This window comes from Streptomyces sp. NPDC059874 (assembly GCF_042731135.1).
Lineage (GTDB): Bacteria > Actinomycetota > Actinomycetes > Streptomycetales > Streptomycetaceae > Streptomyces.
On the sequence record NZ_JBHWJY010000077.1, the window covers coordinates 1 to 15,033 of the forward strand.

A 15,033-nucleotide genomic window follows, 5' to 3' on the forward strand; every position below is an offset into this window, starting at 1 on the left:
GGCCATCTGGCACAACCGGCAGACGGGAACACCCACCACCCGCTCACTGATCGCCTACGACCACTGACCCGAGCACTTTGGACTTACTCGTCTAGCTCCGGCGGAGGTCATGGGCGGAGCCGGAGTCGGTCGCTCGACTTCGTTCCTTCGCTTGTAGATCGTCTTGTCGCCGCCGAGATGGTCGGGCCGGGTGCGCGGGTGTCCGCCACCGAGGCGGCCGACGCGGATGCGTTCCATGACCGGGATGAGCTGCGGAGCGTCGCCCCACTGACCCGGAGTGATCAGCAGGGCCAGGGCGCGGCGTCCGCCCTCACCGGCGAGGCGGATCTTGCAGGTCAGGCCGCCCCGGGAGCGTCCGAGTCCCTCGTCGGGGCGGTGTTGCCGAAGGCCGAGTCGACGCTCACCATCGACCAGTCGATCCGGCCTTCCGCGTCGGCCAGGACGGCCGCGAAGATCCTGTCCCGGGTGCCGTGCTTCCAAGGACCGAAATGCGAGGTAGATCCCGCCACGGCACCCAGTGCGCAGTCGATACAGGATCCCGTTGGTGATCCCTGCGGTGCCGGCGGCCGCCGCGCTGCCGGGACTTCGGCAGATGCGGCTTCAACCGGGCCCACCCAGGAGCGGTGGCCGGCGGCGCTCGGTGATCCGGATCTCAGGCTGGGCAGCGAGCGAGGCCCACGACGCTCCCTTCCGGACTCGCTCCCCCGATCGAGAGCTCTACACTCGCGCAGAAAATCGAACATGTGTTGGAATAGAGAGGTGAGGCCACCGTTCCAGTTCCCCGATGACCTGCTCGCCCTCCAAGGGGCGTGGCTGCGCACCTATGCCGAGCTCGCGCAGGCTCCGGCCACGTCCGGCACAACCGTGCTGCGGCGGCGGCTGATCGCCCTTTCGAGGTGCCTGTACACCCACCCGTACTGGACAGACCCCGCCCAGTGGCGAGCCGCCGGCGTCGAGCTGCGCCGCGCCGCACGCAGCCACACCCCGGCGCCGGCGGAACGAGAGGCAGCATGAACGAGCAGACGACCGCCTGACCGCGCTCGCAGATCGCACCCCTCACGCCGGATTCGTTGACGCCGGCAGGCCCCACAGGCGTGGTGTCCTGAAGCTCCGCAACGCCGCCGCCACACCCCACCCACACGGCCCCGCCGTCAAGCTCGGGTCGGCCACTCCGACCGGATACCTGCCGGATCAGCCACTTCTCCCTCTGCCCGGGATGCGACTCCCGCGCCGGGACCGAACCCCCTGACGATCAGCCACCCGGCCAGCCCCAGCTCCCAGGCGAACACCGGCAGCGCGGCGACCGACCCCGCCACGGAGAGCTGCGCGTAGGCCCCGAACATCACGGCGACGGCCGAGGCACAGATCAGCGGTCCGCCGATCAGACCGAGCACGGCGATGAAGCGCGGCACGAGCCGTGCGCGGTACGCCAGATGCGCGAGCAGGACGGTGTTCAAGCCGAGGGCGATGTTGGGCCCGAGCAGGAAAGTCCAGTCGTGCACGGCCACTAGCGCGACATCGGCGCCGGCCGCCGCTCCCGCGTCCCGCCGCACGGTGACGAGCGCCAGGACCGCGACGATCCCGAGGGCGATGACGGCCGCCTCCAGCAGCCGCCCGAAGGCGTACCCGAGCGCGAGCCCCTCGCCGTGGCGCCGCAGGACGGGGAACAGCGCCGCCCCGGTACCGGCCACCGCCACCACCAGCACCACCTCGCAGAGCACCCCGAGCAGCGCCCGCGTGTCGGCGCCCTGCGAGAGCCGGCCGTCCGCCGCGCCCAGCAAGGGGCGGTACAGAACCGCCCCGGCTATCGCGGCGACCTCGGTCAGCAGGAACAGTGACCCGGCGGCCACCGCGGTTCTCCGGTCCGGACTCATCTTGTCGGTACCCCTCGCTCGATGGTGGTGTACGCCGTACACCTGACAGCAACCCTAGGTGTACTGCGTACACTCGTCAAGGAGAGGGCGCTGTCGAGGAGGGAAGGGGCCGAACCGGAATGACCCGGCAGGAAGCCACGCACACGCAACGGATTCCCCTGAACAGGGACCGCGTCCTGCGCGCCGCCGTCACGCTCGCCGACGCCACCGGCATCGACGCGCTCAGCATGCGCAGGCTCGCGCAGGAGCTGGACGTCGTACCCATGGCCCTCTACAAGCACGTGGCCAACAAGGAGGAGCTGCTCGACGGCATGGCCGACGCCGTCGTCGGCGAGATCGACCCACCGGCCGCGGGCCCCGACTGGCAGCGCGTGGTCCGCGGCCGGATCCTCTCGGCCCGGCGGGTCCTGTTGCGCCACCCCTGGGCGGCCCGGGTCATCGAGTCGCGGACCGGCCCCACGCCGGCCGTGCTGGCCTACCTGGACTCGATGGCCGGGAGCTTCCGGGACGGCGGCCTCTCCGCCGACCTCACGCACCACGTCATGCACGCGATGGGCAGCCGCCTGCTCGGCTTCAGCCAGGAACTGTTCGACACCTCGGGCCCCTCCGGCCCGCCGGACCCCGGGCTGGCGGCGCGCTACCCGCACATCGCGGAACTGGCCGCGACGGCCGCACACGACGGGGGCTCCACGGTCGGTGGCGGCTGCGACGACCAGTTCGAGTTCGAATTCGCCCTGGACCTCCTCCTGGACGGCTTCGAAAGCCTCCGCCGCCAGGGCTGGACGTCCGCCCGGAAGGCGTAACGGGTGCGGAGCACGGGGGCCGCCTCCAACCTCTCCCTCGCAGCCCGTACGCCTTCCTCGGCCGCGGCCGCGCGGTCCGCCACCCACTGCGCGGCGATATCCGCATCGGCGGGGACCGCGTGGCGGATGTGCTCGACCTCGTGCAACACCAGCTCGCTCACCGCCTGCCCCGCCTCGGCAGCCCGAGCGCGCGCCATCCGCGCGAGCCGCCCGACCCGCGCATGCTGATCATGCGACAGCTTCCGCAACTGCCCGGCATCGCCGTCCGAAGCACAGTACGCAGCGCCTCGCCAAGCCGGACAAGGCCGTGCGCCTCCTTCGGCCGGCAGCGGGCCGGCCGTCCACGCCGCAACAGTCGGCTTCCGCAGCCCCGCGATCGCGGCGGCGGACCGCCACAGGCTCCGCCCGACGAGGTTGGCACAGCGGCCGCACAACGGAGGCCGTCTCTCACCGACAGCGGTCGGGCGCAGGCCTAGCGGGGCAGGTGGCCCACCACAGCACGAAATCCCTCCCGCCCTGCCGTGACGCTTACGTCCCACAGGCCTGAGGCGTCACCACTCAGCGAAAGGGACTGCAGCCGTTGTTCCTCGGCGAGAAAACTGGCACCCGCCACGTTCTGGTCCAGCATCCCCATAGCGGTGAGCGCCGCATGGCCGCAGCACACCGCGTCATCAGCGCTTCCCGAGCCGTGGGCCAGCAGGGCATACCGCAGGCAGAGGGCAGCGAAGAAGGCGTACGTGTCGGCGTCATCGGTGATCCCCTCCTCGTTCGGTTGAAGCTCCGGGAACCGCTCCAGCAGACGTACGCGCTCGGCAGCGTCGGCGAGCGGCCGGTCGGCGTACCAAAGATCACGTACGGAATCCACATACAGGTCCAGGTCGGCTTCCCGCCCCGGCACGCCCACCCGCAGGCCCACGAACAGCGGCGCCATGCGTTCGGCACAGGCGGCGACATACAGGCGGATCGCCTCGCCGCCCCCGCCACGAAGTGCCTCCGCGACGGCTCCCTCGACCAGCGTCTCCACGCCCCACCTTCATCCCGTTCGAACCGATCGACAGGCTACACAGATGGCCGAAGGCCGCAGCGTGACGAGTCAGAGCCCTGAGGTGTCGCGGCTGCAGGCGTTCGCCACCGGTCCGGGGAGGGAGTGGGACGCTGTCGTCCAGGGAGTCGCCGCTGCCCCACCCCACCGACGGACGAGGCCAACCCCTACCGGCGTGACCCCCTGCACGGCCTCGGCCCGCAGCCCACGGGGCGCAGCCCACGGGGCGCAGCCCACCCGGCCTCATGGCACGCAGTGGCGCTGTGCGCGAGTTGAAGCAGGGGCTCACGCTCAAGCGGTGAGCTGCACGGATTGGATGTCACGAGACGCGAGTCGATCCCGGGTCGAGATCGTTCACGAGATGCGTGCCGGAACCCTGGAAGTGACAGCGGTGGGTCGGGCCTTCGTCGGCGGGTCTATTGGCCGTGCCGCGTGCCGAGTCCGTGCAGCAATTGCCGGATGTGAGCGGGGGCCTGGCTGGGGGTGAGGGGTTGGTGGCCGACCAGGAGGCGGTACCAGAACAGGCCGAAGAGGTGGTCGGTGGCGGCGTCCAAGTCGGTGGTGGGCGGAAGCTCGCCGCGCTGCACCCCGAGGGCGAGCAGTGCCAGCACGACGGCGCGCCGGCTCTGCACCCACTCTCCGAATGGTTCGGCGAAGGCGGGGTCGAGCTGGGCCTCCGCCATGAGACCGCGCAGGGTCCGTACTCGTAGTGGGTGTTCGGACACGCCGTAGAGGGCGGTGGCGAAGGCGGTCAGGTCGCCGGCGAGTGAGCCGGTGTCGGGTTCGGGCATCCGCTGCTCGACGGCCGTGCGGTAGGCGTCCATTACCAGGACCGCCTTCGACTTCCACCAGCGGTAGATGGTGCTCTTGGCGACGTCCGCGCGAGCCGCGATCCGTTCGATGGTGACGGCTTGGTAGCCGAGTTCATCGACGAGCTCGATCGCGGCGGCGAGGACGGCGTCGTGGGCGTCCTGGCTGCGGACCCGGCCGCCGGTGCGGCGAGTGGTTTCTCCGGTGGGCACCTCTCCACGCTAGCAGTCTGCTATTTTAATCAAAACGCGACGGATCGTTTTGATTAAGGGAAGTGGATTGATCATGAGTGAGATCGTGGTGTCGCACGGCTACGGTGCGAGCGACGACAGCGTCTGGTTCCCGTACCTGACCGAGCAGCTGGCGGCGGCCGGGCATCGGGTCACCGTGCCCCGTCTGCCGGAATCCGCCACCCCGCGGTTGGAGCCCTGGCGCAAGACCTACGGCGCGGCGGTGTCGACCGCTGGCCCCGCAGACTCCACCGTGCTGGTGGGGCACAGCATCGGCGCGGTCAACGTGCTGCGGTTCCTGGAGCAGCACGACCCTGCCGCTCAAGGGCAGTTCGCGGGCGTCCTCCTCGTGGCGGCCTCGGCCCACGAGGTTGGCTACGACGAGCTCGCCGAATTCTTCGAGGGCGGCTTCGACTGGGAACGCATCCGCCGTTCGGCCCGCCGGTTCCGTGTCCTTCAGGCCATGGACGACCCGGTCAACCAGCCCGACCCGACCGAGCACGTCCGCCTGTTCGTCGAGGGACTCGGCGCCACCGCCGTCGTGACACCGACCGGCGGCCACTTCGGGGCCACCCCGGATGACCACGTCGAGGTACCCGAGGTCGTCCGACTCGTCGCCGAGCTGCTGACCCCCTGACGGCTGCAGGGCTCACCAACTGAGGATCTCCGCATTCCGTGAACGATCTCGGCTCGGGATCGGCCTGCGTCTCGTGACATCCAACCCGTGCAGCTCACGTGCTGCGTGCCGCCTGCCGGCGGAGATCGGGCAGGATCGTTCACGGAATGTGTGCCAGAACCAAAACGGCGGCCGCGACCTGCCCCACCCGACCCGGGACGCCCCGCAGGCTCCACGGGCCGGTCCAGGTGCAGCGCGAGGCCACATTCGCCAGGGCATTTACGCTGGAAACGGCGGCCGACGCGGTGAGCGGCCCCCGGCCGCCACCCGTGGGCACCTGCCCCTCCCCCTCAGCGCAGGTGCCCACTCCCGGCTGCACGAACGGCTCGTCCAGAACCTCATCGAGAACGCGATCCGCTACAACGTCCCCGAGGGTGGCTGGGTCCACGTCAGCAGCGGCACCACGGCCGACGGCTCGGCCCGGATCCAGCTGAGCCACACCGGCCCCGTCGTGCCGGCGTACCAGGTGTCGACCTTGTTCGAACCCTTCCGCAGGCTGGGACACGTGCGGGTCGGCTCGTCCGGCGCGGGCCTCGGCCTGTCCATCGTCCGCGCGGTGGCCCGTGCTCACGGCGGCGACGTCCGGGCCGAGGCCCGCGATGGCGGAGGCCTGACGGTGACGGCCACCCTGCCACCGGCGTGGTCCCTGTTCACGCCGCCGTCGGCCGCGGACGCCTCACCTTCCTGCAGGCGGTAGCACGCCCTTCTTCCGGGCCTCGGCGATCCAGCGTCCCGCTGTCGCCTCCGACCTGGCCCACCTGCTGGCGATGGCGCGGCGGGGCGGGATGTTCCGCTCGGTCGCCCACTGATACACCTCGGCCACCTTCGCGAGATGCTCGTCGCCACCGCCGTACGGGCGACCCTCGGTCGCAGGTGCGGGCTGCACCTGTCCGGCGATCTCCGCCGCCCTCGCCTCGGCTGCCACTCGCAGCAGCCGGTCCAGCGGCAGCCGGCGCAGCCATGTCGCGCTCACCGGCTGGTCGTCCGGTGCCTTGACGTAGAACCCGTTCGGTTTCGTTCCGCCCGCGGGGAAGCCGATGATGAAACTGTGGCCCTCGTAGCCGGGGAATTCCTCCACTGTGACCCCGCTACCACCGTTCTTGACCTTCATTCGTCGCCCTCGCTCGACTTCTGATCGCGCGCTTGTGAGACAAGCGCGCAAGTTGATCGTAGCTATGCCATCATGACGCAGCCCCTGCCGCATCGCCGCATCGCTGTGACCCGGGGACTCCGTTCGCTCGTAAGGATCGCCCAGTCATGTCCGGATACCCGCAGCAGCCCCAGCCGCACTACCCCGCCCCGAAGCCGGGGATGAGCACCGGCAAGAAGATCGCGCTGGGCTGCGGCATCCCCGCCGTCCTCGGCCTGCTCCTTCTCGGCGGCTGCACCCTGCTCGTCGGCGAAGCCGCCGAGGAGGTTGGCAAGGAGCTCGACAAGTCGTACGACAGTGCGCAGGTCAACCCCTCCGGCGGCACGAGTGGGAAGAAGGGCGAGCCGGACATCACCAAGGACGCGACGGTGACGTCCTGCGCGGTGAAGACCGGCGACTTCGACATGAAGGAGCTGGACGTGAAGGTCGAGTACACCAACAGCGGTGACCGCCGGTACAGCTACCTCGTCGAAGGCGAGATCCTGGTCAACGGCGAGAAGAAGGAAGACCTTCTGTCGACCGCCCAGAACCTGGCCCCCGGCCAGAAGTACACGGACGACAACGCCGGCGCCCTCGCGTTCAACACCGCGAAGGCGGCCAAGGCCTCCGACAAGATCGAGTGCAAGATCCTCAAGGTCTCGCGCAACGCACTCTGACCGGCGCCCAACCCCCTGAACCTGGCCGGCGTCAACGCCTACGCGAACGACCCTGACGCCGTCCTGCTGTTCGACCCCGGTCCGGCCGCCTCGGGGCGGCCCCGCACCGTCTCCGGCCGGACCCGAGGACATCGCCCAGGGCCGGCCGGCCGAGTGGGCTCCGCACAGCAGGCCTCGCACCATCCCTCCCTATGCGGGGCCCGCGTGCAGTCCGCCCGGCCCCGCCGGGCACCCCGTTCGACGGGCCCCGGCGGCGTGCCGGTGCGGCACGCGGCGCCGAGGGCGAGTGTCACGTCCGATCTCGCCGCCTCATTGCGAAGGGGCGTGCGCTCGTGGAGAGATGAAGACGACCGCCTCATGAAACGGTCGTTTCGTTGCGGATCAGACCGTTTCCGTGATCTAGTGATCGGCACACAGGTCGCGGGCCAGTCCGGACCACATGTTCCCCTTCCATCCTGCCTGGAGGGTCTATGAGCGACGGGTACGAGCAGCTCGCCGAGACCGTTAGAGAAGTCGAAGAGCTCCAGTCGCGATCGGGGCTCGACAGAGCATCAGTTTTCAACCTGAAGGACCTCTCCTTCCACACCTCCCTACCGGAGGCCGACATCCGGCGGCTGCTCGACGGCGAGCGCGTCGAATCGCCGGCAAGCGGCCCGGCCGAGCTCGCCCGCCGCATCGCGTTCCTCAGGGAAACCCGCCTGACCGTGGACAGGAACACGGGCAGCCGACGTCAGTACACGACCGTCGAGATCGCTGCCGGCAGTGGGATGACGCCGCAGTGGCACGGCAAGTTGCTGAACCGGAGCACGCCGAACATCTGGCACGGCGCAGGCCTGGCCAAGTTCTTCGACGTCCCCATGGAGTACTTCACCCACACTCCGCCCGAGGCCGTGAAAAGAGTTCTTGACAGGAAGGTCATCCCGGACCTGACGGCGTTCATCAAGAATCCTTCCGAGGCCGTGAGGAACCGTCACGCCATGCAGATCCAGCTCCGTCTTGGCAACAGGGAGCTGCCGCCGAATCTCGAGACGGCGCTGATGGCCTTCGTGGACGCGATCGCACGAGAAGTCTCCGGCTCCTAAGGTCGGGCGGGGACGCGGGCGACTACCGGCCCGACCTTCAGTCACAGGAAGCGGCAAGGCGGGCCGCGGCTTCACCACCCATCGGAGGGAACGCAGAGTGGGGGCATTCGGATGAACGAGCGGCAGACGGCCGACTCTCGCCAGGGGATACTCGCGGCTCTCCGCAGGCTGCTCACTCCCCGGAGCCTGCTCGCTGCGCTGAGGACCCACCTTGCGCGCCGGTCGACCGAGCGGAGGATCGCGAAGTTCTGCGATGAGGTTCTCGCGGGTCTCGACAGGCCGATTCCCTCGGATCCGGACATCTTGTTCTCGGTGTTGAGGGCCGACGTCGAGCGACGCTTCAACGAGGACCGCGGGGTGCTCCCCTACCGCCCTGTCCTCCTGTACTTCCGTGAATTCCCCGAGGGGACGGCCAGCGGCCTCACCGCAGAGTTCGACGACCGACTCGTGATCATCGTCGAGAGTCAGACGACCACGCTCCACCAGTTTGTGATCTTCGCACACGAGATGTGGCATGCCCTGTTGGGAGATTGCCTGTCCCACGGGGCCCACAGCGACGTCGCCACAGCAGCCGCCCGCTCACTCGGAGGTGAACTGGCAAGCGACGAACTCGTCGCCCTGGCCGCGAGGAGCCACGTCGACACCGAGGAGGAAAGCGACGCGGAGGTGTTCGGGCTGCAGCTGGGAGCCCGACTGCGGGAGCACCTTCAAGGTGGCCGTGCCGTGCCGGTCACCGGTCTGGCAGGCCGGATCCAGTCCAGCATGGGCAGAGGCTACTGAGCATGACCGGATCGGACTACTACATACCCGCCGTCGTCCTGGCGATCGCTTTGGTGGTGAAGTCGCCCTCGTTCTGGCGTACCTGGAACTCGCCGATGTCGAAGTCGATTTTCGTGATCCTCACGACCTCGGCGGCCGGCTTCGTGTTCGGTGCTCCGCCGACGATCGAGCGGGTCAACCGGATCACCGGCGTCCCGAACATCTCGGCGCTCATCGTCTACTGCATCCTGTCGTGCCTGTCGTGCGGCTCGCTGGTGCTCCTGATGCACTGGCGTGGGGGGCCAGAGGACACTGTCCGGCGGCACACACGGATGTGGATCGCGGCGACCGCCGCAGTGATCGCGACGTTCTGTGTCCTCTTCTCGCTCAGCAACGTGCCCATCGAGCAGCAGCGCGACTTCGACACCTTCTACGCGACCACCCCGTACGCGCGGGAGATGATCGTTCTCTACCTGACCGCACACACCGCCACGAGTCTCGTGGTGGCGACGAAGTGCTGGCGGTGGGCACGTGAACTTCGAGAGCTCCAGGCTGCGTGGACCCACTGGGGCCTGCTCATCCTCGTGGCCGCGTTCGGCCTCACCTTGTCGTTCGCCTTGGTCAAGTTCCTGGCCGTCTGCGCCCGCTGGGCCGGTACGGACACCTGGGACTGGCTCAGCACCGACATCGCCCCTCCCCTCGCGGGCCTGGGCGCGGGCATGACCACGGTCGGCTTCCTGGTGCCGGTCGTCGGGCCGCGGCTGGGCTCGATGTGGGTGTCCTGGCGGGCATACCGGGCGATGGAGCCCCTCTGGCGTGCGCTCGAACCGTTCGCGGGGCCTGCGAAGCCCATGCGGATCCGTCCCACCTCGTCGCCGGAGATCCGGGCGATGGCCAGGTCCACCGAGATTTCCGATCGTCTGCTCAATCTGGCGCCCCACCTGGACAGCAGCCACCGCGAGGCTGCGGAGCGGTACGCCTCCTCGCAAGGTTGCGAGCCGGAGGCCGCCCTCATCTTCGCCGAAGCGGCCACCATCCACGCGGCCCTGGTCGCCGCGGAGGCCGCCGGGACTCCGGCATCCGGGCAGACACCCGTCGATGTCGAGACGAGCTCCGCGGTCCCCACCCGCGTATCCGGAACGAACAGTCTTGCCCGTCTGAGCATCCAGTTCTCCAAGATCCGCCACTTCGACTCCCCCGTCGGCACCGCCCACTCGGAGAGCAAGTGATCATGCACACTCTCCCCTGCGTGGTTCACGGGAGCCGTCGGTGAACGCGGGAACCGGGTTCCTCTGCGCGGCCGCCGGCTTGCTCGTCGCCTCAGCCATCAAATTCTGGGCGCTGCGGAAGAACCCGCGAGACCCGCTCCTGAGGGCCGTCACCGCGACCCTTTTCGTCGCCGCGCTGCTGTTCGTCACGGCCGCTCCCCCGAATCTCGTGGCCATCAACAAGCTGTTCGGCATACCGAACATCGCGGCGCCCATCGTGTATTCGATCCTGACGGCATTCGACGGCGTCAGCATCATGCTGCTCATCCACTGGCGGGGAAACGACGATCCGCGTGTCACCCGGCGCCAGACCCGGCTGTGCCTGGCGACCTACGCCACGGTGGCGGTGGCCATCTACGTACTGTTCGCGCTGGGCGACGCACCGGTCGAGCGGATCCGTGACCTGGACACCTACTACGCCGGTACGCCCTGGATCCGCGAAATGATCCTTCTCTACCTGGCGGCGCACACCGTGGCGGCCGTCACCATGCTGGTCCTCAGCCGGCGTTGGTCGAGGCAGGTCCCCGGCACCCTGAAGGTCGGGCTGCTGCTGATCGCCGCAGGCTCGGCGGGCACGTTCTCCTATGACCTCTTGAAGTACACGGCGATCGTTGCCCGCTGGCTCGGCCACGACTGGGACTGGCTGAGCACCAACGTCGCCTTCACCCTGGCCGGTTGCAGCGCCTTCCTCGTCTCCGCCGGTTTCCTCCTCCCGCCCATCGGACAAGGTATCGGCTCCCGGTGGCGGGCCTCTCGCCGCTTTCGCCGGCTCCAGCCCCTGTGGCTGGAGATCCGCCCGGAGATACCTCACACGAGTCCGCCGCCCATGCCGTGGTGGCAGCCCGTGGAGCACCGCCTCATGCAGCGCGAGAGGGACATTTTCGACGCGGTACTGCGGCTGACGCCCTGGTTCGACCGCTCCACCGGCGCGAAGGTCTACGCGCTCGCCCTGGCTGAGCACTCCGACAGCCGCCGGGCCCGCGGCGAGGCCGATGCCTGCGTGATAGCCCACGCGGTCGTTCTGAAGAGTCGCGCCGCGCCCGCGGTCCCGCCGGGGGATCGGTGGACGCTCAGCTCCACCGAGGACTCCGATGACCTCGTCACCATGTCCACCGCCATGCTGCGCTCCCCGCGAGTGGAGGTGACACGGCAGTCCACGGCACTCGTCGAGCACAGTGCATGACCACGGACAGCAGGCTGAGAACCCGCTTCCCGGATGCCGTACAGAGGCCCCTCGCAGAGAGATGACCATGACGACCACACACCCGAAGCACGTCGAGCTGCCGACGTGCGGCCGCGGCCTCCTGACCAGTGTGCTGCGCGAGGTCGTCGTCGCCAACCCCGCCCGCGAGACCGTCGCCAGGCCTCGCGTGTGGCCCCCGGACGTGGCGTCAGCCACCCGACGGCGTCCCGCAGGGCTCAGCAGGCGATCACCGAAGAGGTCGGCCGGCTGTGGTCCGAGCCCCAGACAGGCCGGATGGGCGGGGGCCGACTGGGGCCCGTCGCCCCGAACCTCCCCGCACGCCTTTCGCGCACACGAGCCGCGGCAGGTCGGGTTCTGAGACTGCGAGCCCGCTGACCCGGAAACCTCCCGGCCCAGCCGGGCACCGAGCACACCGCGCCCGCGGGCCACGACCGGACTTCACATGACGACATCCAGAGGGGAATCTTCCATGCACCTGTCCACACCTCTCGTACTGCGCAACGGCAGCCGCATTGCGAACCGGATCGCGAAGGCGGCCATGGAGGAAAGCCTCGCCCGCCAGCCCGGGCAGCTGCCCGGGCCGGAGATCGAGGAGCTCTACCGCAGCTGGGCACGCGGCGGGAGCGGACTGATCATCACGGGAAACGTGATGGTGGACCGGCGGGCCCTCACTTCTCCGGGAACGATCGTGCTGGACGCCGAAACCGACCTCGCCCCCTTCCGTCGCTGGGCCGCGGCTGCCGGCTCGGAAGGCGGCCAGGTCTGGATGCAGATCAACCACCCCGGTCGGCAGGTCCGGTCGGACCTGCCCGGTGTCGCATGGGCACCGTCCGACATCGGCGTCAGCCTCGGAAAGCACACGCGCGCTTTCGCCCGCCCGACGGCCATGACCGAAGCGGACATCCAGGCCACGATCGGCCGGTTCGCCACGACGGCACGTCTCGCGGAGGAGAGCGGGTTCCACGGCGTCCAGATCCACGCGGCCCACGGCTACCTCCTGAGCCAGTTCCTCTCTCCCCTGGTCAACCGCCGGACCGATCAATGGGGTGGCAGCCTGGAGAACAGAGCCAGACTGCTCCTGGACGTGGTGCGCGCAGTCCGCGCTGCGGTCTCCCCGACCTTCGCCGTGGGCATCAAGATCAACACCGCTGATTTCCAACGCGGCGGCTTCGACGTCGACGAGGTGGAGCAGGTGCTCGCCTTCCTCAAGGACCTCGACGTGGACCTGGTGGAACTCTCCGGCGGAAGCATGGAGAGCGCCGCGACCATGGGCCGCACGGCCGACGACACGAAGCTCGGCCGGGAAGCGTACTTCCTCGCCATCGCCGAGCGGCTCGTCGCATCCGCGCCCATGCCGCTCATGCTGACGGGAGGCATCGGTCGTCGCGCGTCCGCCGAGCGTGTCCTGGCGAGCGGGTTCGCGATGGTCGGACTGGCCACCGCCCTCGCTCTCCGCCCCGACCTGCCCGCGCGCTGGCAGGAGGGGAAGGACATCGAGGTTGCCGCGCCCCGCCTCAACTGGCGGGACACGGACATCGCCAGCGCGGGCGTCCTGGCCCTCGTCCGGGCACACATGAGCCGCATTTCCCGCGGCCGCGCGCCTCGTCCGCGGACCTCCGCGCGCCTCGCCCTCGCCCTTGACACCCTGCGGAATCGCGGGATGATCCGGGCGTACGGGCAGTGGCTCGCCCAGAACCCCGCGCCGGAGGCAACCACACCCCTCCGCGGCTGACAGACCGGAACCGGCGGGCGCCACTGCGGGCGCCGGCCGGGTTCAGGCCGGCTCGGGAAGGTCCTCCGCCTGCCCCACCGAGGCAGGCTCGTCGGGCCCCGTACACACCCCCGACCTCACGACTGCCACTGTGCGCAGCCAGGGGCACCTTGGTCGCCCGGATCCTCGATGCCCTCTCCACACCGACGCTCCACACCACGTTCCACGCCATGCTCCACACCGACGCTCTACATCGACTTCCGCCATTCCGGCCAACGTCGCGGCAGAGAGCAGACCTTCATGGCCACCACCCTCCAACCCCACCCCCGAGTTCTCATCCTCGGAGGCGGGCTGAGCGGCACCCTGGCCGCCGCCGCCCTCGCTCCGCACGGCAACAGCATCGACATCGTCGAACGACACCCCCTGCCGGATACCCCGAAACCCCGCCGCGGCCTTCCCCAGGCCCGCCACGCCCACATGCTCTGGTCCGGCGGGGCCGACGCGATCGAATCGCTCCTCCCCGGAACCATGGACATGTGGCTGCGCGCCGGCGCGCGCCGCGTACCCATCCCCAACGGCATGATCTCGCTCTCCCCCGGCGGCTGGTACCGGCGGTGCTGGCCCGAAGCGCAATACCTCATCAGCGCCGGCCGTGACCTCTTCGACTGGGCCGTCCGCGTCCAGGCCCTGGCGCTTCCGGGTGTCCGTCTGCTGTCCGAGGCCGAGCCGGTTCGTTTACTCGGCACCCGCACCCGGGTCACCGGTGCGGTCATCCGGCACCGGGACGGCACCGAGGAGGCTCTCGAAGCCGACCTGGTCGTCGACGCCACGGGCCGCTCCTCGCATGCCCCGGGCTGGCTGACCGAGCTGGGCGTACCGACCGTTGCCGAGACCGTCGTCGACGCGGGAGTCACCTACGCGAGCCGCCGCTACAAGGCGCCCGTCGACACCGCCGACTGGCCCGTCATCAACGTCCAGGCCGACGCCCGACTGGCCGTGGCCGGCACGGCCGGCACCATCCTCCCCGTCGAGGGCGGTGCGTGGATGGTCAGCCTCTCCGGCACCCGCGGCGGCGAACCCACCAGCGAAAAAGCCCAGTTCACGACCTTCGCCCGCCAGTTGCGAAGCCCTCTCATCGCCGATTACCTGGCCCGGGCCGAGCCCCTCGGCCCGGTGACGGTCGCCCGGAACACGGCCAATCGGCGTCGCCACTACGAGAAGACCCGCGTCGACGGGTTCATCGCGCTCGGGGACTCCGCCATCGCTCTCAACCCGCTCTACGGGCACGGCATGTCCTCGGCAGCCCAGGGCGCCAGGGCCCTGCGCGACCTGGCTGCGAACAGCGACATCACGTCGAAGGGATTCGCGGGGCGCGCACAGCGTGCGGTCAATCGCCCCGCGGCCGCCGCATGGCTCCTCGCCGTCGGCCAGGACGCCGCCTTCCCGCACGCGATCGGGAAGAAGCCGAATTTGGCCGACCGTCTCGCCACCGGATACATCAACCGCCTCATCACGACGGCCTGCTCGGACTTCACCGCTGTCGAAGCCCTCACCGACGTCATGACCCTCCAAGGAACCGGGGTGGTACTCGCCCACCCGCGGGTCCTGCTCGCCGCGATCCGCGGACCACGACTTCCGCCCCTTGGCGGACCCGCCCTCACCTCGACCGAGGAAGCGGTACTGCTCGGCCGGCCCCTCCCAACGCCGAAGCCATGACCGCCGTCCAAACGTCGAGCCGCACCGCGCGGCTCCCCGGCGCGCCGTAGAA

At 69.7% G+C, this 15,033-nt stretch carries 15 protein-coding genes and 1 pseudogene; 11 read left to right on the top strand and 5 right to left on the bottom strand.

Annotation, left to right across the window (positions count from 1 at the left end; all coding sequences use genetic code 11):
- Positions 1 to 87: 87 nt before the first annotated feature.
- A pseudogene (locus ACFV9H_RS32345) lies at positions 88 to 604 on the bottom strand (transposase); the annotation flags it as partial.
- A 155-nt stretch (positions 605 to 759) separates the two neighbouring features.
- On the opposite strand from ACFV9H_RS32345, the gene ACFV9H_RS32350 reads away from it, so the two are divergent.
- Positions 760 to 1,014, top strand: a complete 255-nt coding sequence (locus ACFV9H_RS32350; protein ID WP_385405285.1) for a hypothetical protein — start codon at positions 760 to 762, stop codon at positions 1,012 to 1,014.
- A 137-nt stretch (positions 1,015 to 1,151) separates the two neighbouring features.
- Here ACFV9H_RS32350 and ACFV9H_RS32355 read toward each other — a convergent pair whose 3' ends face one another.
- Complete coding sequence (locus ACFV9H_RS32355) at positions 1,152 to 1,874, bottom strand: DUF4386 domain-containing protein (RefSeq protein ID WP_385405288.1); 723 nt, start codon at positions 1,872 to 1,874, stop codon at positions 1,152 to 1,154.
- A gap of 119 nt (positions 1,875 to 1,993) precedes the next feature.
- On the opposite strand from ACFV9H_RS32355, the gene ACFV9H_RS32360 reads away from it, so the two are divergent.
- The gene (locus tag ACFV9H_RS32360) at positions 1,994 to 2,677 is read left to right on the top strand and encodes a TetR/AcrR family transcriptional regulator C-terminal domain-containing protein (protein ID WP_385405291.1); all 684 of its coding nucleotides are present in this window, start codon (positions 1,994 to 1,996) and stop codon (positions 2,675 to 2,677) included.
- 472 nt (positions 2,678 to 3,149) lie between these two features.
- Here ACFV9H_RS32360 and ACFV9H_RS32365 read toward each other — a convergent pair whose 3' ends face one another.
- Positions 3,150 to 3,701, bottom strand: a complete 552-nt coding sequence (locus tag ACFV9H_RS32365) for a hypothetical protein (protein ID WP_385405293.1) — start codon at positions 3,699 to 3,701, stop codon at positions 3,150 to 3,152.
- Between the two features lie 434 nt (positions 3,702 to 4,135).
- Positions 4,136 to 4,741: a TetR/AcrR family transcriptional regulator gene (locus tag ACFV9H_RS32370; protein ID WP_385405296.1), complete on the bottom strand. Its 606-nt coding sequence runs from the start codon at positions 4,739 to 4,741 to the stop codon at positions 4,136 to 4,138.
- Between the two features lie 73 nt (positions 4,742 to 4,814).
- On the opposite strand from ACFV9H_RS32370, the gene ACFV9H_RS32375 reads away from it, so the two are divergent.
- Both ACFV9H_RS32375 and ACFV9H_RS32380 read left to right on the top strand, forming a co-directional pair.
- On the top strand, positions 4,815 to 5,396 hold the full coding sequence (locus tag ACFV9H_RS32375; RefSeq protein WP_385405299.1) for an RBBP9/YdeN family alpha/beta hydrolase: 582 nt from the start codon (positions 4,815 to 4,817) through the stop codon (positions 5,394 to 5,396).
- 148 nt (positions 5,397 to 5,544) lie between these two features.
- Positions 5,545 to 6,132 carry a sensor histidine kinase gene (locus tag ACFV9H_RS32380; RefSeq protein ID WP_385405301.1) on the top strand — a complete coding sequence of 196 codons (588 nt, stop codon included), beginning with the start codon at positions 5,545 to 5,547 and terminating at the stop codon, positions 6,130 to 6,132.
- Here the strand turns inward: ACFV9H_RS32380 and ACFV9H_RS32385 are convergent.
- Entirely contained in the window at positions 6,112 to 6,546 is a 435-nt protein-coding gene (locus ACFV9H_RS32385; protein ID WP_385405304.1) for a hypothetical protein, read from the bottom strand. The genes ACFV9H_RS32380 and ACFV9H_RS32385 overlap by 21 nt on opposite strands.
- Positions 6,547 to 6,692: 146 nt before the next feature.
- Here ACFV9H_RS32385 and ACFV9H_RS32390 point away from each other — a divergent pair, with 146 nt between their 5' ends.
- The 7 genes from ACFV9H_RS32390 (at position 6,693) to ACFV9H_RS32420 (ending at position 14,981) form a co-directional block, all read left to right on the top strand.
- Positions 6,693 to 7,241 carry a hypothetical protein gene (locus tag ACFV9H_RS32390; protein WP_385405306.1) on the top strand — a complete coding sequence of 183 codons (549 nt, stop codon included), beginning with the start codon at positions 6,693 to 6,695 and terminating at the stop codon, positions 7,239 to 7,241.
- Positions 7,242 to 7,711: 470 nt separating this feature from the next.
- Complete coding sequence (locus ACFV9H_RS32395; RefSeq protein ID WP_385405309.1) at positions 7,712 to 8,323, top strand: hypothetical protein; 612 nt, start codon at positions 7,712 to 7,714, stop codon at positions 8,321 to 8,323.
- 111 nt (positions 8,324 to 8,434) lie between these two features.
- A complete protein-coding gene (locus ACFV9H_RS32400; RefSeq protein ID WP_385405311.1) occupies positions 8,435 to 9,103 on the top strand; it encodes a toxin-antitoxin system, toxin component in 669 nt (222 codons plus the stop codon).
- A 2-nt stretch (positions 9,104 to 9,105) separates the two neighbouring features.
- Positions 9,106 to 10,311 carry an MAB_1171c family putative transporter gene (locus tag ACFV9H_RS32405; protein ID WP_385405313.1) on the top strand — a complete coding sequence of 402 codons (1,206 nt, stop codon included), beginning with the start codon at positions 9,106 to 9,108 and terminating at the stop codon, positions 10,309 to 10,311.
- 40 nt (positions 10,312 to 10,351) lie between these two features.
- Positions 10,352 to 11,533, top strand: coding sequence for an MAB_1171c family putative transporter (locus ACFV9H_RS32410; protein ID WP_385405316.1), 1,182 nt, complete (start codon positions 10,352 to 10,354; stop codon positions 11,531 to 11,533).
- 490 nt (positions 11,534 to 12,023) lie between these two features.
- The gene (locus tag ACFV9H_RS32415) at positions 12,024 to 13,286 is read left to right on the top strand and encodes an NADH:flavin oxidoreductase/NADH oxidase family protein (protein ID WP_385405318.1); all 1,263 of its coding nucleotides are present in this window, start codon (positions 12,024 to 12,026) and stop codon (positions 13,284 to 13,286) included.
- Between the two features lie 279 nt (positions 13,287 to 13,565).
- Positions 13,566 to 14,981, top strand: coding sequence for an NAD(P)/FAD-dependent oxidoreductase (locus ACFV9H_RS32420; RefSeq protein WP_385405321.1), 1,416 nt, complete (start codon positions 13,566 to 13,568; stop codon positions 14,979 to 14,981).
- Positions 14,982 to 15,033: the final 52 nt, after the last annotated feature.